This is a genomic window from Embleya sp. NBC_00888, from assembly GCF_045207655.1.
GTDB lineage: Bacteria > Actinomycetota > Actinomycetes > Streptomycetales > Streptomycetaceae > Embleya.
In genome coordinates, this window is record NZ_CP108784.1 from 1,640,181 (window position 1) to 1,662,977 (window position 22,797).

Consider the following 22,797-nt stretch of genomic DNA (forward strand, 5'->3'; position numbering starts at 1 on the left):
CTCACGCGCGTGCGGGCTCAGACCTCGCGCAGGATCGGGCGGTCGCCGGTCAGATCCAGGCGCGCGAACGTCGCCGTCTCCGGGTGGTCGCCGACGCCTCGGTCGTAGTACGGCTCGTCCGCGTCGGGACGGCGTACGCCGATCGTCCACCAGCCCGCCTCGCGCGCCGCGTCCAGTTCCTCGACCAGGTCGGACAGGAAGACCAGCCGCTCTGCTCGCGGTTCGCCGATCATCTCCGCGATCGTGCGGTAGGACTCGGCCACCCGCTTGGGGCCCGCGTTCTCGGTGTCGAAGTGACCGGAGAACAGCGGCAACAACGAACCCTCCGGCGAACTGCCGAACCACGCGCGCTGCGCGGCGACCGAGCCGGACGAGAAGATGTACAACCGGTGCCCCGCCGCGTGCCACGCGCGCAGCGCCGGGATGGCGTCCGGGTAGAAGTGCGAGGTCAGTTCGCCGGACGCGAAGCCCTCGGCCCAGATCAGGCCCTGGAGGGACTTGAGCGGGGTGACCTTCTCGTCCCGGTCCAGCCAGCCTTCGAGCGCTTCGACGATGCGCTTGGTGTCCGCGTCCGGTTCGCCGATCAGCGCCCGCACGCCCTCGGCCGCGCGCACGACGTCCGGGTGGTCGCCGTGTTCGTCGAGCCAACGCGCGAAGTGCGTGCGGGAGTACGGGTAGAGCTGCTCGGTGATGAAGCCGGTGGCGCTGGTGGTGCCCTCGATGTCGACGACGACCTTCAGCGGGGCGGTGGTGGTGCCGTCGCTCACGCCGCGTACCCCGCCCAGATCTCGTCGAAGTCCGGGAAGCGGGAGGAGATCGGGTCGCCGGTGAAGTCGCCGATCCAGCCGTCCTCGTCGTGGAAGAACCGGATCGCGGCGACCGAGGGCTCGACGCCCATGTCGAACCAGTGGGTGATGCCCTTGGGCACCGAGAGCAGGTCGCCCGCCTCGCACAGCACGGCGTGCACCCGACCGGCGATGTGCAGGTAGAAGATGCCCGCACCCTCGACGAAGAAGCGCACCTCGTCGTCGTCGTGCGTGTGCTCGGTGAGGAACTTGGCACGCGCCCCGGCGGCCTTGGCCGGCCACTCCGGGTCGTCCGAGGGCTGGAGGCGGATCACGTCGACCTGGATGTAGCCCTCGGCGGCGGTGATCCGGTCCACCTCGGTCCGGTACGCCGCGATCACCTCGTCCTGGGTCGCGCCGTCGGGCAACGCGACATCGGCTGTCCAGCGCTCGAAGCGCACGCCGATCGGCTCCAGGGCACGCGCGATCTCGGCCGGGTCAGAGGTACGCAGAATCGGCGCGGCGGCGTCGGTCTCGGGCCAGACGGTCAGCAAGGACATGGCGTCCCTCCTTGGCTACTGAATCGGGGCGGACTCCCCGAGCGATCGGTCCCCGTTCGCGATCGGTCGCGGAGGCGATCGTGGACCGATCCCAAAACTACCGTCTCGACCCGTTCCGACCGAGAGCGCGGTCACCCTCCGAGACGGCGTCGCCGGCCCGGGCGGGCGTCACGTCCGAATAACGAACGCGATCGGTCGCCGACCGCGTCGAGCACGCCTGCCACCTCGGGTATCCGGCAAGTCGGACACCAGTCGTTATCGATTCGTGACAATCGACGTCCGAGGCTACGGGGAGATCACGAATCGGGCATTCGGGTTTGCTCGGGCTCTTTGTCGACCGCTTCCGGATCGGCCTAGGGTCGCCACTTCGCACCACCGGGTCCCGACAGCTTCCGGGCGCCGACTCCCGACCGTTCTGGGGCATTCGCGCCGACGGCTTTCGGGGGCCGGGGCTCGACAACTTCGGTCGACGGCCGCGGCGGGGCGTGACCTGTCCCCTGCGGAAGGAGCTGACCGCGTTTGCGTGCCGCCGATGCGAGACCCCGACCCGGTCCCGGAATATCCCGGCGCGGCCTGCTGCGCGGCGCCGGCGCCGTCGGCCTGGCGGTGGCCGCGGCCGGCACCGCCGCCGCGACCACCGGCTGCAGCCGGGTGGACCTGAACGACGAACCGGACGGCGGTACGTTGCTGCACCGGCTGCGCGAGCGCGGTTCGGTACGCATCGGCTTCGCCAACGAGGCGCCCTACAGCTTCCTCGACAAGGACGCCGAACTCACGGGCGAGGCAGCCGAGGTGGCCGATGCGGTCTTCGATCGCCTGGGCGTGCGCCGGATCGAACCGGTGCCCTCCGACTTCGGTGCGTTGATCCCGGGTCTGCGTGCGGGCCTGTTCGACATCGTCGGCGCCGGAATGTCCATCACTCCCACGCGGTGCGCGCAAGTGTTGTTCACCGACCCCGAGTTCGATGCCGCCGAGGCCTTCCTGGTGCCGAAGGGCAACCCGCGACGGCTGGCCACCATGGCCGATGTGGCCGCGAACTCGAACGTGCGGCTGGGCGTCCTGCTCGGTGCGGTCGAGGCGGACGTGGCCGAGCGAAGCGGCGTACCCGGCGCCCGGATCACCCGGTTCGCCGACCAGCCGAGCGCCTTCGACGGGATGATCGGCGGCCGGGTGGACGCGGTCGCGCTCACCTCGATCTCGCTGAACTGGGGCCTGCGCCAACGGGCACACGCCGACCTGGAGGTCACCGCTCCGTATCGGCCGGTCGTCGACGGCCGACCGATCACGGCGGCCGCGGGCGCGTTCGCGGTGACGCCCGATCAGACGGACTTCGTCGCGGCCTTCAACCGGGAACTGCACACGCTTCGAGACAGCGGCGAACTCCTGCGCATGCAAAGGCCATTCGGCTTCACCGAAGCCGATGTACCGGCCCCGGAGCTGACCGCACAGCGGGTGTGTGCGACATGAGCGACGGCAACCGCGCCGACCTGCGCAGGCCACCCGCCCGTCCCCGAATGGAGGTCGCCGGATGACGTCCGGGCAACTCGAACTGTTGCTCCACGGTGCGCTGAACACCGTCTACCTCACCTTGGGTGGCGGGGCGCTCGGCCTGGCCCTGGCGCTGGCCGCCGGGCTGGCCCGATGCAGCGAGCATCGGCTGCCCCGGTGGATCGGGGCATGCTACGTGGAGATCTTCCGCGGCCTGCCGACCCTGGTGCTGGCCTTCTGGTTCGTCTTCGTGGTCCCGGCCCTGGGTTGGCAGTTGAACCCGATGTGGGCCGGCATGCTGGCGCTCGGCCTGAACATCGGCGCGTATGCCGCCGAGGTGGTGCGCGGCGCGATCCGGGCGGTGCCGGCCGCACAGATCGAGGCCGCGATCGCCCTCAACTTCACCCGCACCCAGCGGATCGCACGGGTGCTGCTGCCCCAGGCCTACCGGGCCATGCTCCCGCCGCTGGGCAACAACCTGATCGAGTTGCTCAAGATGTCCGCTGTGGTGTCCATCGTGTCGATCCCGGACCTGACCTTCAACGCCCAGCTCATCCGGATGTCCTCGGGTGAGACCACCCTGGTGTTCACCGGCCTGCTGTTCGGCTACGCGCTGATCGCCCTGGTACTGATCACGCTGATCCGCGCGCTGGAACGGCGCGCCGTGCGCTCGCTCGGCCGAACACCGGAGCCCGGACCGCTGCAACGACTGCTGCGGCGCGCGGAGGTGGCCCGATGAGTTGGGATTGGGACTACGCGTGGGACATCGTCCCGGATCTGTGGTCCGGCATGCTGGTCGCGCTCCAGGCCACCCTGTACGGCTACGTGTTGGCGCTCGTACTGGGCCTGGTGTTCGCGCTGTTGCGGCGCAGCCCCACCCGTTGGGTATCCGTACCGGTCGCGCTGATCTGCGAACTGATCCGCTGTACGCCGCTGTTGGTGCAGTTGTTCTTCATGTTCTACGTGCTGCCCACGATCGGGATCGACTGGGCGCCGCTGACCGTGGGCGCGTTGACCCTGGGCATCCACTACGCGACCTACGTGTCCGAGGTGTACCGCGCGGGCATCGAGGGCGTGCCGGTCGGCCAGTGGGAGGCGGCCGTCGCACTCCACCTGCCGCGCCGGCGGGTGTGGACGTCGGTGATCCTGCCGCAGGCGGTGCCGCGGGTGTTGCCCGCGTTGGGCAACTACCTGCTCTCGATGTTCAAGGACACGCCGCAGTTGATCGCGATCACCGTGGTGGAGGTGTTCTCCACCGCCCGGGAACTCAACGCGGAGACCTTCCGCACGCTGGAGCCGTTCACCGTCGCCGGCGTCTTCTATCTCGTCGTCACGCTGGTGATGTCCGCGCTGTTGCGGCTGGTCGAGCGGCGGTTCGGGCGAGTGCGCTCGACCTGACGCCGCACGCCCGCACGGACCACCCGGCTCGACGTTGGAGGAACACACGATGACCCAGACCCAGACCCCGCCGACGCCCTCCACGGACCCGGTACCGCCCACCGACCTGATCACCTTCGAGGGGGTCGGCAAGCGCTTCGGCGACAACGTGGTGCTCGACGACCTGTCGTTCGGCGTGCGCGCCGGCGAGCGGGTCACCCTGATCGGGCCCAGCGGTTCCGGCAAGACCACCATCCTGCGGATGTTGATGACGCTGGCCCGGCCGGACACCGGCGTGATCGAGGTGGGCGGCGAACCGCTGTTCCACAAACGCCGCGAGGGTGGCCTGGTGCCCGCCTCGGAGCGGCACATCCGGGCCATGCGCAGTCGGATCACCATGGTCTTCCAACAGTTCAACCTGTTCCCGAACATGCGGGTGCTGCGCAACGTCACCGAGGCGCCGATCCGGGTGCACGGCGTCCCGAAGGAGGAGGCCGAGGCCCGCGCCGCCGACCTGCTCGAACTGGTCGGCCTGCGCGACAAGTTGTCCGCCTATCCGGCCCAACTCTCCGGCGGCCAGCAACAACGGGTGGCGATCGCACGGGCGTTGGCGGTCGAGCCGGACATCCTCCTGCTCGACGAGGTCACCTCCGCACTCGACCCCGAACTCGCCGCCGAGGTCTTGGACGTCCTGCGCGAGGTGGCCCACACCACCGACGTCACCATGCTGTGCGTCACCCACGCCATGCGCTTCGCCCGCGACGTCTCCGACCGAGTCCTGATGTTCTGCAACGGCCAAATCATCGAATCCGGACACCCGGAGTCCCTCCTCACCACCCCCACCCACCCCCGCACCCAACGCTTCCTCAAATCAATCCTCACCGAATCCTGACCCCCACCCCAACCAAACCACGAGCGCCCCAGCACGGCGGGCGGAGCAGCGCAGCGGACAAGCTCGGCGCGGCAGGCGGGCCGCCGCAGCGGGGAGGCGGCGCAACGGACGAGGGCCGGCACGGCAAGCGGCGCGGCGGGTGGGCCGGCACGGCGGGGAGGCGGCGCAACGGACGAGGGCCGGCACGGCAAGCGGCACGGCAGGCGGGCCGGCACGGCGGGCGGCCAGGCACGGCAAGCGGCGCGGCACGGCGGGCCGCACGGCGGGCGGGCCGCACGGCAGGTGAGTCGGCACGGCAGGTGAGTCGGCACGGCGGGCCGGCCGGCGCAGCGGGCGAGGCGGCACAGCGGGCGAGGGCCGGCGCGGCAGGGGGCGCGGCGGCGGGCGAGCCGTCGCGGCGAGCAGCAAGCGAGCGCGACCCATCCAGCCCGTCCGGCGTTTGAGGACAACCAGGCCGGAGGCCGGCCTCCACCAGCGACGCACGCACAGCGCACGCACGAACCGCAGCCACGCCTCAAACGCCCACCCAACCAATCCAGCCCGTCCGGCGCTTGAGGACAACCGGGCCGAAGGCCGGCCTCCACAACCGACCCACACAGCGCACGAGCGCACGCGCACACGAACCGCAGCGAACCCCCGAAAGTCCACCCAACCCATCCAGCCCGTCCGGCGTTTGAGGACAACCACGCCGGAGCCCACGTGCGCATCGGGGCCAACCACCCCCGGGCTACGGCAAGAAGCCCCCCGCGCGCGCCGCAACCACCGCTTCGACGCGGTTGTGCGCCCCCAACTTCCGCATCGCCGACCGCAGATAACTCTTCACCGTCTCCGGCCCCAGCACCAGCGCCCGCGCCACCTCCGCGTTGGTCCGCCCCACCGCGACCTGAGCCAGCACATCCGTCTCACGAGGCGTCAGCCGCACTCCCCGCGCCGCTCCACCGGACGCACTCGCGGCCGTCCGCGCCAGCCTCCCGCACACCTCCCGCAACCGCTCCCCCAGCCCCGGATCGCTCGCGACCCCCGCCAGCGCCAGCAGATCGGCGTGCGCCAACCGGATCTCCAACGCCGCCCACCCCGGCAACTCCGCCGCCCGCGCCATGCGTTGCTCGACCTCGCGGGCCACCGCGATCTCGTGCCCGGCGTCCCGCGCCGCGTCGCAGGCCGACGTCAGGATCCCGTCCCCGAAGTCGGACGGCCGCCGCAGCGCCCCGTACAGCACCGCCGCCACCCCGCGCCCCGCGAGCACCGGCACCGCGAACACCGCGCGCACCCCCTCCGTGGTGACCGCCCGGTCGTACTCGTGGCTGATCGCCGATGCCGCGACGTAGTCGACCACCCGGACCGGCCGCCGCGTGGTGATCGCCTTGCCGCCCACGCCGGTCCCCGCCACCACCGTCAGTCCCGACAACACGCGCGTCGAGGTTCCGCTCAGATACGAGATCACCAGCCGATCCCCCGCATCGGGACACGGCCCGGCGAACGCGACGTCCACCCCGGTCCGCGCCCGAAACCGCTCGACGGCCCGACCCACCGGATCACCGACCGACCCCGCGTATCCGCTCACGGCTCCTCCATATATCCCGCCACGGACGTTCCGCCCGACCTCGGCGCCCCACCACCGGCACCCACCACCGGCGCCCCACGCCCACGCAAGGGCAACGTACTCCCGCCCCCACCCCCACATCACCCCCATTCGGGGGTACTCCGCTCGCCGCCCCCACCCCCTCCCACCTACCTTCGCGACAGCACCGCCCCACGCCCACAGCACCCCGCACCACCCCACGCCGACGGCACCCCCCGCACCACCCCGGGCCCACGGCACCAGAGCACCACCACCCCGCCTCGCGCCCACGGCACCACAGCACCACCGCCCCACCACCGCCCCACCCTCGCGCCCACGGCACCCCCCGCATCCCGACCAGGCAGGTGACCCGCGATGACCGTTCCCGCGCCGCCCCCACCCCCGCAGTCCCCGGACGACCCGCCGGCCGACACCCGCCTCGCCACCCGCCAGGGCGAGCGCACGCCGCCGCTCCCGCACGAGACCGTCGGCGCCAACCTGGCCCGGATCGCCGCCACCTACCCCGACCACGACGCCCTCGTCGAGTGCGCGAGCGGCCGGCGCTGGACGTACGCGGAGTTCGACGCGGCCGTCGACGACCTCGCCCGCGCGCTGATCGGCGTCGGGATCGAGGCCGGCGACCGCATCGGCATCTGGTCGCCCAACTGCGCCGAGTGGACCCTGGTGCAGTACGCCTCCGCCCGGGTCGGCGCGATCCTGGTCAACCTCAACCCGGCCTACCGTGCGCACGAGATCGAGTACGCGCTGGCTCAATCCGGCACCAGGCTGCTGGTCGCCGCGTCGCGCGTGAAGACCAGCGACTATCCGGCGATGGTCACCGAGGTCCGCGCCGCCTGTCCCGACCTGGAACGCGTCGTGCACATCGACACCCCGGACTGGCCCGCCCTGGTCGCCGAGGGCGCCACCGTCTCGATCGACCGGTTGCGCGCCCGCGAGGCCACGCTGCGCCCCGAGGACGCGATCAACATCCAGTACACCTCGGGCACCACCGGCTTCCCCAAGGGCGCCACGCTCTCCCACCGCAACATCCTGGGCAACGGCTTCCTGGTCGCCGAGATCCAGGGCTGGACGGCCGACGACCGGGTGTGCCTGCCGGTGCCCTTCTACCACTGCTTCGGCATGGTGATGGGCAACCTCGGCGCGACCAGCCACGGCGCGTGCATGGTCGTCCCGGCCGCGCTGTTCGACCCGGCCGCCACGTTGCGCGCCGTGCACGAGGAACGCTGCACGGTCCTGTACGGCGTGCCGACCATGTTCATCGCCGAGCTCGCCCTGCCCGACTTCGAGGCGGGCAAGTACGACCTCTCCACGCTGCGCACCGGCGTGATGGCGGGCTCACCGTGCCCGGTCGAGGTGATGCGGCGGGTGATCGACCGGATGGGCATGACCGAGGTGACCATCTGTTACGGCATGACCGAGACCTCACCGGTGTCCACCCAGACCCGCCGTGACGACTCGCTGGAGCGCCGCGTGGGCACGGTCGGCCGGGTGCACCCGCATCTGGAGATCAAGGTGGTCGACCCGACCACCGGCGCGACCGTCCCGGAGGGCGCCCCCGGCGAGTTCTGTACCCGCGGCTACTCGGTGATGCTCGGCTACTGGCAGGACCCCGACCGCACCGCCGAGGTGATCGACGCGGACGGCTGGATGCACACCGGCGACCTCGCGACGATGGACGCGGACGGCTACGTGTCGATCGTCGGCCGGATCAAGGACATGGTGATCCGAGGCGGCGAGAACGTGTACCCGCGCGAGATCGAGGAGTTCCTGTACGGCCACCCGGACATCGAGGACGTCCAGGTCGTCGGCGTGCCCGACGAACGCTTCGGCGAGGAACTCATGGCCTGGATCAAACTCCGCCCCGGCGCCCCCGAACCGACCGCGACCCACCTCCGCGAGTTCTGCGCCGGCCGCCTGGCCCACTACAAGATCCCACGCTACGTACACCTCGTCGACGCCTTCCCGATGACCGTCACCGGCAAGATCCGCAAGGTGGAAATGCGCGAACGCTCCATCGAACTCCTCGACCGCGAACCCACCTGACCAACCCCGTCCTCGACTCAGCCGATCGATCGCCTGTTCGCATCGACTCTCGCCGCCGCGAATGTCGGCGCCAGTGCGCGGAGCAACCGTGTCTGCGGATCCGCGCCGGCCGACTCGGGGTATTCCTTGCGGAACTCGCGCAGATCAACCTCGCGGGTGAACAGGTCCGCCGTGAACGGGTGGCCTCCGTGGCTGGGATCGGAGGCCACGAAGGTCGCCCGCAGCAGGGGCACGCTCGGCGACGTGTTCTCGGCGAGCAGGACCGCGTCGTAGAGGTCCTTGCCCTGGGGATGGATGTCGTCGATCAACCACAGCAGCTTCCAGGCCAGGGACTGCTCCGGAGTGGCGCCGAGCAGCAGGTGTGTCCCGCTCCCGTCCGATCGCGGGATCTCGGTCGGCTCGGGTGCACTGGGCAGTTGTTCACCGAACACGAAGTCCAACTGCACCGTTCCGGACGGCATGCCGTCCGCCCGCCACGGCAGCACCAGCCGCCGGCCCGGGACGCGGTCGTAGGTCCAGATCTCGTCGCTCAACGCGAGGGTCGCCACGACTCGCACGTCGGGTTCGCCGCCGGTGTGGGATACCCGTTCGGCGCGCCGCGCGATGTCGGCGAACATCCGGTCGGTCCGGCCGTCCCGGGCGCCCCATCCGCTCGGCGTGACCACGAAGTCCAGGTCGCCGGGCTCGCGGGCCGCCGACCCGTACCACGCCTTCAGCAACACGCTGCCGCGCAGCACGAGATCGTCCACCCACCGGGAGCCGGCGACCGCCTCCAGTACATGGTCCATGGCCTGTCGGCGCGCCCGGTGCCAACGCGCCGCCGTCCCCGCGTCCTCGAATCGGGGTTCACCGGCACGCATCGCCCGCGTGTAGTGCGTGAGCGCCGGGTCGAACACGGGACTCTGCGCGACACCGGCGCCGGGTACGACGACGAGCGAACGCGGGAGTTCCAGGCGCGCCCGGCCGGCCTCGCTCGGCGTGGCGTGCGGCAGACGATCGGCCGCGGACCAGGGGCCACGAGGGAAGTCGGCCCAAGCCGCGTCGGTATCCGAGGTACGCCGGGCGTGCGAACCCGGCGAAGCGCGCGGGACATCGGCAGCGGATCGGCGCGGAGGCACGGAGGAGGCGGTCACGGTCCGATCATCGGACAGGTGGAAGGACATGGCGTTCGATTATTTCGACGGGTCGTTCGATGTCGGCGAGATCCAGGGCAATGGGGATCGCCGCCTGGTGTGGCGTTTCGGGGTGTTTCGGGGGCGATGCTGTTACCTTCGGGTAACTTTCCGGGCGAGGGGGACCGTATGGCCGGCACATCGTCGTCCGCGCGCGCTTTGGTGGCGTTGCTCGGCGGAGCGGGTGTGGCCCACTTCGTGTACCCGAGGCCGTTCGACGCGGTGGTGCCTCGAAGCCTGCCGGGCAGCTCGCGGGCGTGGACGCGGGGAAGCGGCGTGGCCGAGTTCGCCCTCGCGGCGGCGGTGGCCGTGCCGCGCACCCGGCGGGTGGGCGCCCTGGCCGCGGCGGCGTTCTTCACCGCGGTCTTCCCGGCGAACGTCAAGATGGCCGTCGACTGGCGTACCCGGCCGGCCCCGCAGCGTGCCGCGACCTTCGCCCGCCTGCCCCTCCAGGTCCCGCTGGTGTTGTGGGCGCTGCGCGTGGGGCGGGACGCGAGTCGGTCCTGAAGTCGACGTCGGCATCAGCCGGGGCCGCCCGCCGAGCCGCGCAGCACGGCGGCGCCCGCCCGTACGGCGGACCAGTCGGTGTCGGCGGGTCGGGACGTCGCGCGGGCCAACCACGTCACGCGGTCGAGTTGTTCGCGGCGTAGCGCGCGCAGGTCCACGTCGACTCCGGCAGGTGGGCCGCTCGCCTCGAAGCCGGCGACGCGTTGCTCCATCGCGGCGAACAACTCGCGGTCGAACGTGGTCACCGCGGCGATGAAGGCCTCGGTCGGGAGGGTGACCCGACCCGTCCGTGGGGCGGTGAAGGCGATCGGGTCGTCGTCGACCGGATCGGCCGCATGGGCCCAGGTGACGGTCATGGTGTCGGCAGCGCCCGAGAGCGTGCGCCGAAACCGGATGTCCGGCGCGGCGCGCAGGTGGCCCATGTCCAGCGCGTGACCCGCGTGCCAGTGCCGCGCGGCCTCGGCCTCCGGTGCCTCCGGGCGCGCCGCGTCGGGGATCGCGCCCGCCACGAAGTCGAGCAGATCCGGCGGCACCGGCTCCAGGACCCGTGGCATCAGCTCGACCAGGTCCTCCCACAACCGGACCACGTGGTAGTCGACGTAGTCGTCGAGGCCGGCCGGCTCCCGCGGCTCGGCGAGCCCGTGCGTCGACGAGGACCGCGGGCCCGGCGAACGCTCCGCGTAGCGCAGCAGTTCGTGCCCGCCCAGTTCGATCCAGTACCAACCGTCCGTCAGGATGAACCAGCCCAGCCGAGGCACGTCCTCGCCCCAGGGCCGGACATCGCGTACCGGCCGCAACACGAAACGAAACCGCAACATCCCGGGAGTCTCCCAGGCCCGCCACGCCCACCGCCCGCCGGGCGAACGCCGGTTCTCACCCCCGGGCGAACCCTCGCGCCCACCACCGAACGCACGCCCGTTCCCATCGCTGGGCAAATCCTCGCGCTCACCGCCGGGCGAACCCTCGCGCTCACCGCCGGGCGAACGAGCGCTCTCATCGACTCTTAAGACTCGTCTCACCCGCCGCACAGCCCCGCCCGCAACCGTGTCGTGCATGAGCCCCGCCCGCGAAGGAACGCACCGCGCGGCACGCCGCGGCCGATCCGTCCTCACTCCCCTGGCGGTCGTCCTCGCCTGTGCGACCCTGCTGTGGATGGTCGTCTCCGGCAACCGCGCGGAGCCGACCTCGTTCAGCCCCGCGCCGACCGCGAGTTCGGCCGCGGACCCGCCGGCGGTACCGCCCGAGAGCACGGAGCCCACGTTGCCGTCGACCGACGCCCCCACCGACGTCGCCCGAGGCGCCGACCGGCAACTCGCCGTCGGCCCGACCTCCGCCGGCGCCGCGTCCGCTCTCGCCGCCGCGCTGCCCGAAATATCGGGCAACCTGTCGGTGGCCATCCTCGATCCGGCCGGCGGCGAACCGGTCGGCTACAACACCGACCGGTCCTACGTCACCGCGAGCATCGTCAAGGTGGACATCCTGGCCGCGCTCCTGCTCCGGACCCAACAGGAGCACCGCACCCTCACCACCACCGAACGGGCCACCGCCGCCGCCATGATCGAGCGCAGCGACAACGACGCCGCCGACACCCTGTGGTCCGCCATCGGCGGCGCCGCCGGCCTCCGCACTGCCAACGCCACCCTGGGCCTCACCGAAACCGAACCGACCGGCCTGTCCTGGGGCCTGACCCGAACCACCGCCACCGACCAGGTCCGCCTGCTCGACGCGATCACCGCGACCGACTCCCCGCTCGACGCCGGCTCCCGCGCCTACCTGGCCGACCTGATGACCTCGGTCGAGGACGACCAGACCTGGGGCGTGGCCACCGCCGCCGACCCCGACACCACCCCGGCCCTGAAGAACGGCTGGCTCCCCCGCGACGCCACCGGCCTGTGGGTGATCAACAGCATCGGCCACATCACCCGCGCCGGCCGCCCGCTCCTGATCGCCATCCTCTCCGACGACCAACCCTCCATGCCCACAGGCATCACCCAACTCGAAGCAGTCGCCCGAGCCGCCGTCCCGGCCGTGGTAACCGCCGCGAACTGAGCCCGGTCCGCCCCCGCTTCGCCGCGGCCCCGGTCCGAAGGGCCCACGCCTCACGCGTCCCGCCGCAGGAAGCGCCAGGTGCCCAGGGCCAGGGCCAGGGCGGCGTAGCCGGCGAGGACCGTGAGGCCGGGCCAGGGGGCGATCGGGAGGTGGTTCAGGTCGCGGGTGGTCTGGATGGCCAGGCCCGCCGTCATCGGGGTGATCCGCTCCAGGCGGCGGTGCCAGTCCGGGTCGGCGATCGCCTGGACCAGGAGCGGGAGGATGTAGAGCAGGGTCAGCAGGACCGCGACCGCGCCGGTCGTGTCGCGCAGCACGAACGCGACGCCCATCGCCAGCAGCGCGATCAGCACCAGGTAGAGCACCGTGCCGCCGGCCGCGCGCAGCGTCGGCCCGTCGGTCGCGGACAGCCCGGGATAGCCGTGCTCGGGGGTGAAGCCGTTGCCGTCCAGGACCGCGCGCCCCGCCCACAGCGACCCGAGCACGCCGACCGTGCCCGCCGCCGCGACCATCGCCACCAGCAACATCGCCTTGCCGCCCAACAACACGATCCGGCGCGGCAGGGCGGTCAGCGACGTGTGGATCATCCCGGTGCCGTACTCGTTGCCGATCATCGACACCGCGAGCAGGACGACCGCGATCTGGCCGACCCGGACACCGGTCAGACTGTCCTTGGTGGTGTCCTCGAAGCACCCGGCCGGCGTCGCGCAGGCCGAGGCGTGCATGGCCGACGTGGTCAGTACGCTCACCGCCACCGTGGCCACCACCAGTGCGCACAGCAGCCAACCGGTCGAGCGCACGCTGCGCAGCTTGGTCCACTCGGCGAGCGCGGCGTTCCTCATGCGTCCCGCTCTCGCAGCCGCCACGCGGCGAGCGCCAGCGCGACCGCGGTGTACGCGCACAACACGCCCAGCCCGGCCCACGGTGCGATCGTGGTGTCGTACCGGTCGAAGGTGCGCTGGATGGCGAATCCGGCGGAGGGGGTGAGTCGTTCCAGCCACGCCCCGGTGGACACCGGCAGGCCGCTGCCCACGATGCGCGGGATCAGCAGCAGCGCGAGCACGAGGGTGATCGCGGGCGCGCCTCGGCGCAGGATCGCACCGACCGCCAGCGCGAACACCGCGGCGACCGCGAGCAGCACGGCCGTACCGATCAGCGCGCGCAGCACGTTCGGATCGGACAACCCGGCCGGGATGCGGTTCTTCGAGCGCTCCACCGGTCCCGTGGCCAGGAACGTCCCGAACGCGCCGACCAGTCCGGCGACGAACGTGGCCGCGCCGACCACGATGGCCTTGGCCGCGAGCACCCGCCCTCGGCGCGGGGTGGCGGCGAACGTGGTGCGGATCGTGTCCCGGTGGAACTCGGCGGTGATCGACACCACGCCGAGCGCGACCACGGCGATCAGCGCGATCAGTACGCCGCCGAGGATCGTCTGCGTGGCGTCCTCGCCGAACCGGTCCGGACCGATGTCGCCCCTGCCGATCACCGTGAAGGTGCCGTCCACCTCGGTGAAACCGGGCGGTGGGCCGGCGTCCGGCCCCTCCGTCGCCGGTCCCGCGGACGCGCCCGCCCCACCCGGTCCGGCCCGGTTCTGCCAGGTCCCGGCGGGCTGTTGCGGCGGCGCCGGCTTCAGGCTCACGTGGTCGAAGGTGGCCTTGCCGGTGGTGCTTTCCGAGGAGATGCCCTCGCTGCCGAACGCGCGCTCGACCTTCACCGCGTCCGGCGATGAGACGAACAGCCCGATCCGGGCGGTCCGCGGTAGATCGTCCAGGTCGACCCGGCCGACCCGACGCCACCCGGCGCCGTCGCTCGACTCGTACGCGGTGATCGTGTCATCGGCCCGAACCAGCTTGAGCCAGCGCGGCACCGGACCACCGCCGCCCGCCCTGTCGCTGTCGTATCCGCTGTGCAGGCGGACCCCGTGGTCGGGCGTGACCACCACCGCCGCGTACGCCGCGCCGAACGCGTCGCTCGCCCGGATCATCAGGCCCGCCTTGGCCCGCCCGGCGCTGCGCTCCTGCGTACTCACCCGGGCGACCAGCTCGCCGTCGCCGGCCAGCTCGCGCTCGACGAACTGGCCGCCGTCGGCGAAGTGGTCGGCCGAGTCGACCTTCTGTTGGCCGCCGCCGCTCGACACGTCCCGGATGCCGCTCCCGCCCGCGATCAGCAGGCCGACCAGCACGGTCAGCACGGCCGCCGCGGTCAGCGTGAGCAGCCATCGGCGCACCGACCTGAGCTTGGTCCACTCGGCGCGCAGCAGCCCACCGAAGCCGTCCCGGCCGCCGGTCAGCGGGCTTCGGTACGGCGTCGTCGTCGTGGGGTCGGCCATCATCGCTCCCCGGCGTCGGTCGCGGCGCGGAAGTCGACCGCGTCCCGGGTGAGTTCCATGTAGGCCTCCTCCAGCGAGGCGCGGTGCTCGGCGATCCCCGAGAACGGCACGCCGTGCTCGGTGAGCAGCCCGATGATCCGCTCCGCGTCCAGGCCGGTGACGGTCAGCGCCTCGCGCTCGGTGGCCGCGACGGTGGCGCCGACCCGGGTCAGCACGGTCATCGCCTCGCGGCGCCGCGCGGTACGCAGCACGATCCGGCCGCCCGACGCGGCGGCGAGCAGTTCGCCGATGCTCGTATCGGCGATCAGCCGGCCCCGGCCGATCACCACGAGGTGGTCGGCGCTGTCCTCGAGTTCGCTCATCAGGTGGCTGGAGACCAGCACCGCGCGGCCCTCCGCGGCCAGCGCGCGCAGCAGCCCGCGGATCCACATCACGCCCTCGGGGTCGAGGCCGTTGACCGGTTCGTCGAGCATCAGCATCGGCGGATCGCCGAGCAGCGCGCCGGCTATGCCCAGGCGTTGCCGCATGCCCAGCGAGAAGCCGCCCGCGGGCCGACGCGCCGCCGACGCGAGGCCGACGCTCTCCAGTACGTCGTCCACCCGACGCGCGGGCAGGCCGTTGGAGTGCGCCATCCACAACAGGTGGTCGCGGGCCGGGCGGGCCGGGTGCACCGCCGCCGCGTCCAGCAGCGAACCCAGGTGCCGCAGCGGCGTGCGCAGCGTGCGGTAGTGCCGGCCGCCGACCAGCGCGGAGCCCTCATCGGGTCGGTCCAGGCCGACGATCATCCGCATGGTCGTGGACTTGCCGGCGCCGTTGGGTCCGACGAAGCCGGTGACCTGGCCGGGCGCGACGGTGAACGAGAGGTCGTCCACGGCGGTCTGCGGACCGTAGCGTTTGCGCAGGCCGCGAACTTCGATGGTTGCTTCCATACCCAGGAGGCTATGAATTCGGCCGGGTCCGGCACATCACGCGGGCGAGCCAAACCGGGTTCCCCGTGCGGGGGGAAGCCCGCCGCACGCCTCCCCTGCGCGGGGGAGGCGGATTCCCCGGCCCGGGGGAAGCCGACCGCGTGGCCCGCCCGGGACAATGACGCCATGAAGCACAGCGATCCGGCCCCCGGCCGCGTCCTCGACCTCGGTCGTCGACGCGGAGAGCCGTGGTGGCACCTCTTCGGCGCGGGGGTGGTGCTCGGCTTGTTCTCGCTGCCGGAGACGGTGGTCCGCACCGCGCAGCGCTCCGACGAGGCGGCGGGCATGTTGTCGGTGGCGCTGATCCTGGGCCTGTGCGCGACGGTGCCGTTGGTCCTGATGCGGCACCGGCCGGCGACGGTGGCCGTGACGGTGACGGTGGCGGCCGTGTCCACCGGGGTGCTCTACCAGGGTGTCCCGATCGCCGCGACGATCGCGGTGGTGATCGCGTGGGCGGCGCTGGCACTCGGCCGGGTGCGCGGCGCCCGCACCCGCAACGCCGAGCGGGACGCCTCGCGACACGCGATCGAGAGCACCCTGCTGGAGTTCACCGCGCGTGGCGAACGGGCCAGGATCGCCCGGGAGTTGCACGACGTGGTCGCGCACCACATCTCGATGATCTCGGTGCAGGCGGAGACCGCCCGGCTGGCCACGCCGGGGATGCCGAAGGAGGGCGCCGAGCGGCTGCTCGCGATCGGCGACACGGCCCGCACCGCGCTCACCGAGATGCGCCGCCTGCTGGGGGTGCTGCGCGAGGACGCCGGCGCCGAGCCGACCCGCCGACCGCAGCCGGGCCTCCAGGAACTCCTGGAGTTGATCGACGAGTCCCGGGACTTCGCCGGCGCGGGCGTGCGGCTGATCGTGCGCGGGCGGATCGCCGTGCTCGATCCGGGGGTCGAGTTGGCGGCCTATCGCATCGTCCAGGAGTCGTTGACCAACGCGCGCCGGCACGCGCCCGGAGCCGCCGTCGACGTGCTGCTCGACTACTCCGACGAGGATCTGCTGCGGGTGCGGGTCCGCGACAACGGCCCGGGTCCGCGCGCCGGCGCCGGTCCGGGCGGGCACGGCCTGCTGGGGATGCACGAGCGCGCCGCCAGTGTGGGCGGCGAGTTGCGCACCGGGAACCCGTCGATGGGCGGGTTCCTGGTCGAGGCGATATTGCCGGCCGGCCGGGTGGCCGACACCGCGGGCATACCCGCCGGGGGGCTCCCCGCCGGGGGGCTCGCCGCCGCGGGAGGGGTCGGATGAGCGGGCCGGCGGCGTTGCGGATCGTGGTGGCCGACGACCAGGAGGTGGTCCGGGCCGGTTTCGCCGCCCTGCTGGACACCCAACCGGACTTCACCGTGGTCGGTACCGCCGCCGACGGCGCGGAGGCGATCCACCGCTGCCGCGAGCAGCGCCCCGACGTCGTGGTGATGGACGTGCGGATGCCGGTCATGGACGGCATCGAGGCCACCCGGCGGATCCGCGCGAACACCGTCGAGGACGAGCCGCCCCGGATCCTGATGTTGACCACCTTCGACCTCGACGAGCACGTCTACGACGCGCTGGTCGCCGGTGCCGGGGGCTTCCTGATCAAGGACGTGACCGCCGAGCGCCTGTTCGACGCGGTGCGCGTGGTGGCCGCCGGCGAGGCGCTGCTCGCGCCGAGCGTGACCCGCCGGCTGATCGGCGAGTTCACCCGGCTGCGTCCGCGCCCGGCCCCGCCCGGTCTGGCCGACCTCACCCCTCGCGAGGTCGACGTCCTGCGACTGGTCGCCGAGGGCCTGTCGAACGCGGAGATCGCCGGCCGCCTGGTGGTCGGCGAGGAGACGGTCAAGTCGCACGTGAGCCGGGTGTTGCGCCGGCTGGGCCTGCGCGACCGGGTCCAGGCGGTGGTCATCGCGTACGAGTCGGGCCTGGTCGTACCGCGCTCCGGCGGCCGATGAGCGCACCGGCCCCCGATGCCGCCCGACGCCACCGGGCTCCGCGGCCGGTGACCTCCGGGCACACGTCGGCGAGTCCGCGTGCGGGTTTGGGGCCGCCCGGGAGATCATCGAGGGATGAACACGACAGTGCACCTGGCCCAGCAGGCCGAGGCGGACGAATTGCTCGGGCGCAGTGCGTTGGCGGCGCTGGTCGGCATGCTCCTGGATCAGCAGATCCCGATGGAATGGGCCTTCGCCGGCCCGTACACGATCGCCCAGCGGCTGGGCCGCACCGATCTGGACGCGCACGAGATCGCCGCGTACGAGCCGGACGCGTTCGCCGAACTCCTGTCCACCAAGCCCGCCGTGCACCGCTATCCCGGGTCGATGGCGCACCGCGTGCAGCAGTTGTGCCAGTACCTGGTCGAGAACTACGACGGCGAGGCGAGCGCGGTGTGGGCCGACGCGGACACCGGTGTCGAGTTGCTCAAGCGGCTGCAGGCGTTGCCCGGCTTCGGGAAGCAGAAGGCACAGATCTTCCTGGCCCTGCTCGGCAAGCAGTACGGCGTGACCCCGAAGGGTTGGCGCGAGGCGGCCGGCGGCTACGGCGAGGCCGGCTCGCACCGTTCGGTCGCGGACATCACCGGCCCCGAGTCGCTGGCCAAGGTCCGCGCGCACAAGCAGGAGGCCAAGCGCGCGGCCAAGGCCGCCAAGGCGGCGAAGGAGTCCTGACCGCCCGCACGCACGCGGTCGGCTCACCCGCGCCGCCCGCCCTGTCGCCTCCGCCGTCTACGCAGACGTCGACGCGGGTGTCGACACGGATGTGGACGCAGGAGTCGACGCACCCGGCGCCGCCGGCGCGGTCCGCCCGGATCGGGGCAGGAACAGCGCGGCCGTCGCGGTCAGCAGGGTCGCCGCGCCGAGGATGCCCCAGGCCCGGTCGTACCCCTCCAGGGTGGCCGGCGCGCCCACCGCCGCGACGAACACCGCGACGCCGAGCGCCGCGCCCACCTGGCGCAGCATGGTGATCACGCCCGAGCCGGTGGCGAAGCGATCCGGGGTCAGCGCGCCGGTCGCGGTGGCGATCAGGGTCGGCAGGATCAGGCCGACGCCGATGCCGGTGAGGATCGAGCCGGGCAGCAGATCGCTCGCGTAGTGCGCATGCGGTTCGAGCCGCACGATCCACCAGCCCAGTCCCGCGCTGAACGACAAGCCGCCGGCCACGACCAGCGCACCCGGCCCGAAGCGGGACACGTAGCGGCCCGCCAGGATGCTCACGAACGGCACACACAGCGGTCCCGGCACGGTGCCGAACCCGGTGCGCAACGCGCTCCAGCCCCACACGGTCTGCATCCACATCGTGGAAGAGAACAACATCCCGGCGAACGCGACACCGAACAGGATGTTGGCGATTCCCGAGACGGCGTAGGTGCGGTTGCGCACCAGCGCGCCCTCGACCACCGGCCGCGGGTGGCGCCCGTTGCGCAGCAGGAAGCCGGCCACGAGCACCGCGGTGGCCACCCACACGCCCACCGCACGGCCGGAGAGCCATCCCCAGTCGGGCGCACGCACCACGCCCAGGGACAACGCGCCGATCGCCGCGGTCAGCAGCGCGGCGCCGAGCAGGTCCGGCAGCGGACCCCGGTCGGTGGGCGCCGTGTCGGGCAGCCGGCGCACGCCGAGCACCAGGGTGAGCACACCGATCGGCAGGTTGACCACGAAGACCCAGCGCCAGCCGGGTTCGAGCAGCAGCCCGCCCAGGATCGGTCCGAGCGCGGCGGCGAGCCCGCCGATCGCGGCCCACGCGCGGATCACCGAGCCGCGCCGCTCGGGCGGGTACGAGGAGAGCAGCAGGCCCAGCGACGCGGGCGTCAGCAGTGCGGCGCCGACCGCCTGGGCGAGTCGCGCGATCACCAGCACCGCGAGCGTGGGCGAGGCGGCGCACAGCGCGGATGCCACGGTGAACACCGCGATGCCGGCCAGAAAGGCGCGCCGGTGGCCCATCCGGTCGGACAACCGGCCGCCGGGCACCAGCAGCGCGGCGTAGACGACGGTGTACGCGTTGAGCACCCAGGACAGGTCGGCGAGCGAGGCGCCGGACCAGCTCTCGGCCAGCGAGGGCATCGCCACGTTGACGATGAACAGGTCGAGATTGACGAGTACGACGCCCGCGCAGACCAGGACTGCGGCGAGCGCGCGTGGCGGGTGATCCGGTTCGGTGCCGGCCATGACGGCTGCCTCCCAGGTGGGTTCCACGACTGAGTTGTATGACGGAACTCAACGTAGGGCTCGTCAGTTCTATAATGCAACTCACTGAGTCTCATGAAAGGACTCACCGGCTAGAATGGCGCCATGCGTCGCAAGAGTTTCCAGGAGATGGCCTGCTCGGTCGCCCAGTTCCTCGAGGTGGCCGGGGAGTGGTGGACGATGCTGATCGTGCGGGACGCCTTCCTGGGCGTGACCCGCTTCGACGACTTCCACGAGCGGCTCGGCATCTCCCGCAACGTGCTCACCCAGCGGCTGGAACACCTGATCGAGCACGGCGTGCTGACTCGGGAGGCCTATCAGGACAAGCCCGCGCGCTACGACTACCGACTGACCGACAAGGGCCGCACCATGTGGCCGGTCCTGAACGCGATGCGCCAGTGGGGCGACCAGTGGGCCGCCCCCGACGGCCCGCCGTTGATCGTCACGCACAGCGTGTGCGGCCAACCGGCCACCGCGGTACACGTCTGCTCACACTGCGGCGACCCGCTGACCTCTCGCGATCTGCGTGCCTCCGCGGGCCCGGGCGCCCGGGACGGCCTACTGGAGGGCCTGTCCCCCAAGGCCGCGCCCACCGCGTGACCCGAACCGCCCGCACGACGCCCACCGGGTGACCCCGACGCGCGCGTGCGCCGTGTGGCCCGACCGGCGTTGCGGACCGACCGGGCCGACATCGTTCGCAGGGATCAGAGCGTCGGCTCGGCCGGCGGCGCGGTCGGAAGCACGGTGAAACCGAGCTTGGTCAACGCCCGGGAAATCTCCGCCGCGCTGAAGTCGCGCGGAAGTTGGCCCGTGATCACCGAGCCCACCTGCTTGACCGGATAGGTACGGCGCCCGATACGGACCGATTCGCCGGTGATCGGGTCGGGCTTGACCCCGCTCATGGCGCGCTCCACCTCGTTCATCTGCAGGTGGAAGGACTGGCCAGCGATCGTGCAGCGCATATTGCCTCAGCAAAGGAAGGGGTGAGTGCTACCGGTGTGGCAAGTCTTGCGCAGTCCCGGCCGCAAGCACAGTCCATGACCGCCGTCCGGGGGCCGGCCGGGTAATGCGGGGTGATATGTCACATCGTGTCGTCTCGGGTTCGAGCCCTGTACACCCATCCGGCAAAAGCGGAATGCCTCGTTCCACCGCAGACAACCCCCACCATCGTCTGTCACCCTGCTCCGGGCAGTGACCAACCGTCGACCATCCGGAGTTACCCTCGGGGAGGACGAACGTGAACAGGCTCCCGAACGCGCCCGTCACCACAAAGGTCGCGTCCACACCGCTAAAGGTCGCGTCGACACCGTTGTGGGCGGAGTTCGGCCGTACCTTGCGGACCCGGCGCCGCCTCGCCGGCATGACGCAGCAGCAACTCGGGCTGCGCGTCGGCTACCACCACAGCCTGATCAGCAAGCTGGAGGCCGGGCTGCGCGAGCCGCCCGCCGGCCTACCGCGCCGACTCGACGATCTCCTGGACACCGGCGGGGACCTGTCCGCGCTGCTGACGAGTCGATCGATCCCGGCGCCCGCCCTGCACCGCACCCACTTCTCGGTGATCCCCGGCGGCGAGGCACCCGCGGGCCTCGCGCCGCTGGCCGACCGGTTCTGGCCCGATCGGCTGCCGTACCACGGGCTGCCCTGCCCGCTGCACGGCAAGGACGGCTGTCACGAGTGCGAGGTCCCGCCGTACGCCGACGCGCTCACCATCCTGGGCGCCATCGACGGGAACAACCCCACTGGCGTGGACCCCGACGTCGTACACGTGCTCACCGCCCTGCTCGGCGGCTACACCCAGGCCGGTCTGCACGGCGGCGCCACCACCGCGCTGGTCGGCTCGGTCGAATACGTGCTGCGCCGGATCGTCAGTTGGGCCGAGTCGCTGAACGCGCACGGCCGCTCGCCGCACGCGCAGTTGCGGTTGGCCGCCGACTACGCCCAACTCGCCGGTCGATTCCGGATGCAGCAGGGGCAGAGCGTGATCGGCATGGCCTGGTACGACCGCGGCCTCAACTGGGCGGACGTGTGCGAGAGTCCGGGCGCCCGCGCCTCGTTGCTCGGCGACGTGTGCTCGCTGGCCCGCCTCGACGGCGACGCGGCGGCAGCGCTGGCCTACGCCCGAGCGCTGGAGGCGGTGGACACCGGCCGAGCCTGGATCACCACGCTGGCGCAGCTCTACCAGGCCCGCGGGCACGCGCTCGGCGGTGACATCGGCGAGTGTCGGCAGCACATCGCCACCGCCCATCGACATGTGAACCGTTTCGACGAACGCGACCGGGCCGAGGCGCCGTGGCTGACCGGACTGGCCGGTCGGTTGCGGATGGAGGCCACCATCGGCGGCGCGCTGCGCGACCTGGCCGCGCGCACCGGCGATCTGGCCTCGGCCCGATCCGCGGTGCAGTCGGTCCAAGCCGCGCTCGACCTGCTGCCGGTACCGATGCGACCGGCGCGGGTGCTGCTCACCGTGCGCCTGGCCGACGCGCTCGCGTGCGCCGGTCAGCCGGACGCGGCGGTGCTCGCCGCCGCGCCGGTGGTGCACGAGGCGGCCGGCCTGGGCACCGCGACCACAAATCGGGAACTACTGGGCCTGCGCCGACGTCTGACCCAGCATTGGAGCGATCTGCCCGAGGTCCGCGACCTGTTGGAGCAGATGCCTGGTCAATGAGCGGCGGTCGGCCCGGAACCCCGGTCTCGAACGGCCCCGGAGCCGTCTTCGAGGCCCGAACGACCGCCCGATCGGTTGACCCGGCACTCCCGCGACTCCCGGGGTCTGCTTGGCGTTTGCCAGAATTTGCCGGCCGTTGCCGATCGCTTCACCCCATCCCCACACCCGTGTGAGTGTTTCGCTCGCTCGGGCACGAACCCGGCCTGCACGGTCGCCCGCGTCGCTCACG

The 22,797-nt window shown here is 72.2% G+C and carries 22 protein-coding genes; 12 read left to right on the forward strand and 10 right to left on the reverse strand.

Features of this window, described 5'->3' with window-relative positions; all coding sequences use genetic code 11:
- Positions 1–17: 17 nt before the first annotated feature.
- Both mtnC and OG948_RS06345 read right to left on the reverse strand, forming a co-directional pair.
- On the reverse strand, positions 18–767 hold the full coding sequence (gene mtnC / locus OG948_RS06340) for an acireductone synthase (protein ID WP_406294495.1): 750 nt from the start codon (positions 765–767) through the stop codon (positions 18–20).
- The gene (locus tag OG948_RS06345) at positions 764–1,345 is read right to left on the reverse strand and encodes a 1,2-dihydroxy-3-keto-5-methylthiopentene dioxygenase (RefSeq protein WP_395873852.1); all 582 of its coding nucleotides are present in this window, start codon (positions 1,343–1,345) and stop codon (positions 764–766) included. The genes mtnC and OG948_RS06345 overlap by 4 nt, the downstream gene beginning before the upstream one ends.
- Before the next feature lie 519 nt (positions 1,346–1,864).
- Between OG948_RS06345 and ehuB the strand changes: the two genes are divergently transcribed.
- The 4 genes from ehuB to ehuA all read left to right on the forward strand — a co-directional run bounded on the left by ehuB (position 1,865) and on the right by ehuA (position 5,102).
- Entirely contained in the window at positions 1,865–2,812 is a 948-nt protein-coding gene (gene ehuB, locus OG948_RS06350) for an ectoine/hydroxyectoine ABC transporter substrate-binding protein EhuB (protein WP_406294496.1), read from the forward strand.
- A gap of 61 nt (positions 2,813–2,873) precedes the next feature.
- Complete coding sequence (gene ehuC, locus OG948_RS06355) at positions 2,874–3,572, forward strand: ectoine/hydroxyectoine ABC transporter permease subunit EhuC (protein ID WP_406294497.1); 699 nt, start codon at positions 2,874–2,876, stop codon at positions 3,570–3,572.
- Positions 3,569–4,231, forward strand: a complete 663-nt coding sequence (ehuD, locus tag OG948_RS06360) for an ectoine/hydroxyectoine ABC transporter permease subunit EhuD (protein ID WP_406294498.1) — start codon at positions 3,569–3,571, stop codon at positions 4,229–4,231. Before ehuC ends, ehuD begins: the two co-directional genes overlap by 4 nt.
- A 49-nt stretch (positions 4,232–4,280) precedes the next feature.
- Complete coding sequence (ehuA, locus tag OG948_RS06365; RefSeq protein ID WP_406294500.1) at positions 4,281–5,102, forward strand: ectoine/hydroxyectoine ABC transporter ATP-binding protein EhuA; 822 nt, start codon at positions 4,281–4,283, stop codon at positions 5,100–5,102.
- Positions 5,103–5,829: 727 nt separating this feature from the next.
- On the opposite strand, the gene OG948_RS06370 is transcribed toward ehuA, so the two are convergent.
- Positions 5,830–6,666, reverse strand: coding sequence for a LuxR C-terminal-related transcriptional regulator (locus OG948_RS06370; RefSeq protein WP_406294501.1), 837 nt, complete (start codon positions 6,664–6,666; stop codon positions 5,830–5,832).
- Between the two features lie 372 nt (positions 6,667–7,038).
- Here OG948_RS06370 and OG948_RS06375 point away from each other — a divergent pair, with 372 nt between their 5' ends.
- Positions 7,039–8,727 (forward strand): AMP-binding protein, encoded by a 1,689-nt coding sequence (locus OG948_RS06375; protein WP_406294502.1) that lies wholly within the window; start codon positions 7,039–7,041, stop codon positions 8,725–8,727.
- Positions 8,728–8,744: 17 nt separating this feature from the next.
- Here the strand turns inward: OG948_RS06375 and OG948_RS06380 are convergent, their stop codons facing one another.
- Positions 8,745–9,860: a nucleotidyl transferase AbiEii/AbiGii toxin family protein gene (locus tag OG948_RS06380; RefSeq protein WP_406294503.1), complete on the reverse strand. Its 1,116-nt coding sequence runs from the start codon at positions 9,858–9,860 to the stop codon at positions 8,745–8,747.
- Positions 9,861–10,028: 168 nt separating this feature from the next.
- Between OG948_RS06380 and OG948_RS06385 the strand changes: the two genes are divergently transcribed.
- The gene (locus OG948_RS06385) at positions 10,029–10,406 is read left to right on the forward strand and encodes a hypothetical protein (RefSeq protein ID WP_406294505.1); all 378 of its coding nucleotides are present in this window, start codon (positions 10,029–10,031) and stop codon (positions 10,404–10,406) included.
- Between the two features lie 14 nt (positions 10,407–10,420).
- Here the strand turns inward: OG948_RS06385 and OG948_RS06390 are convergent, their stop codons facing one another.
- The gene (locus OG948_RS06390) at positions 10,421–11,224 is read right to left on the reverse strand and encodes a DUF5984 family protein (protein WP_406294506.1); all 804 of its coding nucleotides are present in this window, start codon (positions 11,222–11,224) and stop codon (positions 10,421–10,423) included.
- Between the two features lie 235 nt (positions 11,225–11,459).
- On the opposite strand from OG948_RS06390, the gene OG948_RS06395 reads away from it, so the two are divergent.
- Complete coding sequence (locus OG948_RS06395; protein ID WP_406294507.1) at positions 11,460–12,455, forward strand: serine hydrolase; 996 nt, start codon at positions 11,460–11,462, stop codon at positions 12,453–12,455.
- Between the two features lie 50 nt (positions 12,456–12,505).
- Here OG948_RS06395 and OG948_RS06400 read toward each other — a convergent pair whose 3' ends face one another.
- Genes OG948_RS06400 through OG948_RS06410 form a run of 3 tightly spaced genes read right to left on the reverse strand, consistent with a single transcriptional unit; the run spans position 12,506 to position 15,710 of the window.
- Positions 12,506–13,294 (reverse strand): ABC transporter permease, encoded by a 789-nt coding sequence (locus tag OG948_RS06400; protein ID WP_406294509.1) that lies wholly within the window; start codon positions 13,292–13,294, stop codon positions 12,506–12,508.
- Positions 13,291–14,781, reverse strand: a complete 1,491-nt coding sequence (locus OG948_RS06405; RefSeq protein WP_406294511.1) for an ABC transporter permease subunit — start codon at positions 14,779–14,781, stop codon at positions 13,291–13,293. Before OG948_RS06405 ends, OG948_RS06400 begins: the two co-directional genes overlap by 4 nt.
- Positions 14,781–15,710: an ABC transporter ATP-binding protein gene (locus tag OG948_RS06410; protein ID WP_406294512.1), complete on the reverse strand. Its 930-nt coding sequence runs from the start codon at positions 15,708–15,710 to the stop codon at positions 14,781–14,783. Before OG948_RS06410 ends, OG948_RS06405 begins: the two co-directional genes overlap by 1 nt.
- 165 nt (positions 15,711–15,875) lie before the next feature.
- Here OG948_RS06410 and OG948_RS06415 point away from each other — a divergent pair, with 165 nt between their 5' ends.
- From OG948_RS06415 to OG948_RS06425, 3 genes are all read left to right on the forward strand, one after another.
- Positions 15,876–16,997: a sensor histidine kinase gene (locus OG948_RS06415; RefSeq protein ID WP_406294513.1), complete on the forward strand. Its 1,122-nt coding sequence runs from the start codon at positions 15,876–15,878 to the stop codon at positions 16,995–16,997.
- On the forward strand, positions 16,994–17,677 hold the full coding sequence (locus tag OG948_RS06420) for a response regulator (protein ID WP_402241508.1): 684 nt from the start codon (positions 16,994–16,996) through the stop codon (positions 17,675–17,677). Before OG948_RS06415 ends, OG948_RS06420 begins: the two co-directional genes overlap by 4 nt.
- Positions 17,678–17,791: 114 nt before the next feature.
- Positions 17,792–18,388, forward strand: a complete 597-nt coding sequence (locus tag OG948_RS06425; RefSeq protein WP_406294514.1) for an HhH-GPD-type base excision DNA repair protein — start codon at positions 17,792–17,794, stop codon at positions 18,386–18,388.
- Positions 18,389–18,445: 57 nt separating this feature from the next.
- Here the strand turns inward: OG948_RS06425 and OG948_RS06430 are convergent, their stop codons facing one another.
- Entirely contained in the window at positions 18,446–19,912 is a 1,467-nt protein-coding gene (locus OG948_RS06430; RefSeq protein WP_406294516.1) for an MFS transporter, read from the reverse strand.
- 96 nt (positions 19,913–20,008) lie between these two features.
- Here OG948_RS06430 and OG948_RS06435 point away from each other — a divergent pair, with 96 nt between their 5' ends.
- Complete coding sequence (locus tag OG948_RS06435; RefSeq protein WP_406294518.1) at positions 20,009–20,503, forward strand: winged helix-turn-helix transcriptional regulator; 495 nt, start codon at positions 20,009–20,011, stop codon at positions 20,501–20,503.
- A gap of 104 nt (positions 20,504–20,607) precedes the next feature.
- On the opposite strand, the gene OG948_RS06440 is transcribed toward OG948_RS06435, so the two are convergent.
- Positions 20,608–20,865: an SCO5918 family protein gene (locus OG948_RS06440; RefSeq protein WP_395873870.1), complete on the reverse strand. Its 258-nt coding sequence runs from the start codon at positions 20,863–20,865 to the stop codon at positions 20,608–20,610.
- A gap of 275 nt (positions 20,866–21,140) precedes the next feature.
- Here OG948_RS06440 and OG948_RS06445 point away from each other — a divergent pair, with 275 nt between their 5' ends.
- Positions 21,141–22,568: a multiprotein-bridging factor 1 family protein gene (locus OG948_RS06445; RefSeq protein ID WP_406294519.1), complete on the forward strand. Its 1,428-nt coding sequence runs from the start codon at positions 21,141–21,143 to the stop codon at positions 22,566–22,568.
- Positions 22,569–22,797: the final 229 nt, after the last annotated feature.

What these genes read in the sequence shown, in the direction of transcription:
- OG948_RS06390 (WP_406294506.1), bottom strand. Translation starts at nt 11,224, where the DNA reads ATGTTGCGGTTTCGTTTCGTGTTGCGGCCGGTACGCGATGTCCGGCCC.
- OG948_RS06395 (WP_406294507.1), top strand. Translation starts at nt 11,460, where the DNA reads ATGAGCCCCGCCCGCGAAGGAACGCACCGCGCGGCACGCCGCGGCCGA.
- OG948_RS06410 (WP_406294512.1), bottom strand. Translation starts at nt 15,710, where the DNA reads ATGGAAGCAACCATCGAAGTTCGCGGCCTGCGCAAACGCTACGGTCCG.
- ehuD (WP_406294498.1), top strand. Translation starts at nt 3,569, where the DNA reads ATGAGTTGGGATTGGGACTACGCGTGGGACATCGTCCCGGATCTGTGG.
- OG948_RS06415 (WP_406294513.1), top strand. Translation starts at nt 15,876, where the DNA reads ATGAAGCACAGCGATCCGGCCCCCGGCCGCGTCCTCGACCTCGGTCGT.
- ehuA (WP_406294500.1), top strand. Translation starts at nt 4,281, where the DNA reads ATGACCCAGACCCAGACCCCGCCGACGCCCTCCACGGACCCGGTACCG.
- ehuC (WP_406294497.1), top strand. Translation starts at nt 2,874, where the DNA reads ATGACGTCCGGGCAACTCGAACTGTTGCTCCACGGTGCGCTGAACACC.
- OG948_RS06345 (WP_395873852.1), bottom strand. Translation starts at nt 1,345, where the DNA reads ATGTCCTTGCTGACCGTCTGGCCCGAGACCGACGCCGCCGCGCCGATT.
- OG948_RS06385 (WP_406294505.1), top strand. Translation starts at nt 10,029, where the DNA reads ATGGCCGGCACATCGTCGTCCGCGCGCGCTTTGGTGGCGTTGCTCGGC.
- OG948_RS06420 (WP_402241508.1), top strand. Translation starts at nt 16,994, where the DNA reads ATGAGCGGGCCGGCGGCGTTGCGGATCGTGGTGGCCGACGACCAGGAG.
- OG948_RS06440 (WP_395873870.1), bottom strand. Translation starts at nt 20,865, where the DNA reads ATGCGCTGCACGATCGCTGGCCAGTCCTTCCACCTGCAGATGAACGAG.
- OG948_RS06400 (WP_406294509.1), bottom strand. Translation starts at nt 13,294, where the DNA reads ATGAGGAACGCCGCGCTCGCCGAGTGGACCAAGCTGCGCAGCGTGCGC.
- OG948_RS06405 (WP_406294511.1), bottom strand. Translation starts at nt 14,781, where the DNA reads ATGGCCGACCCCACGACGACGACGCCGTACCGAAGCCCGCTGACCGGC.
- OG948_RS06375 (WP_406294502.1), top strand. Translation starts at nt 7,039, where the DNA reads ATGACCGTTCCCGCGCCGCCCCCACCCCCGCAGTCCCCGGACGACCCG.
- OG948_RS06425 (WP_406294514.1), top strand. Translation starts at nt 17,792, where the DNA reads ATGAACACGACAGTGCACCTGGCCCAGCAGGCCGAGGCGGACGAATTG.
- OG948_RS06435 (WP_406294518.1), top strand. Translation starts at nt 20,009, where the DNA reads ATGCGTCGCAAGAGTTTCCAGGAGATGGCCTGCTCGGTCGCCCAGTTC.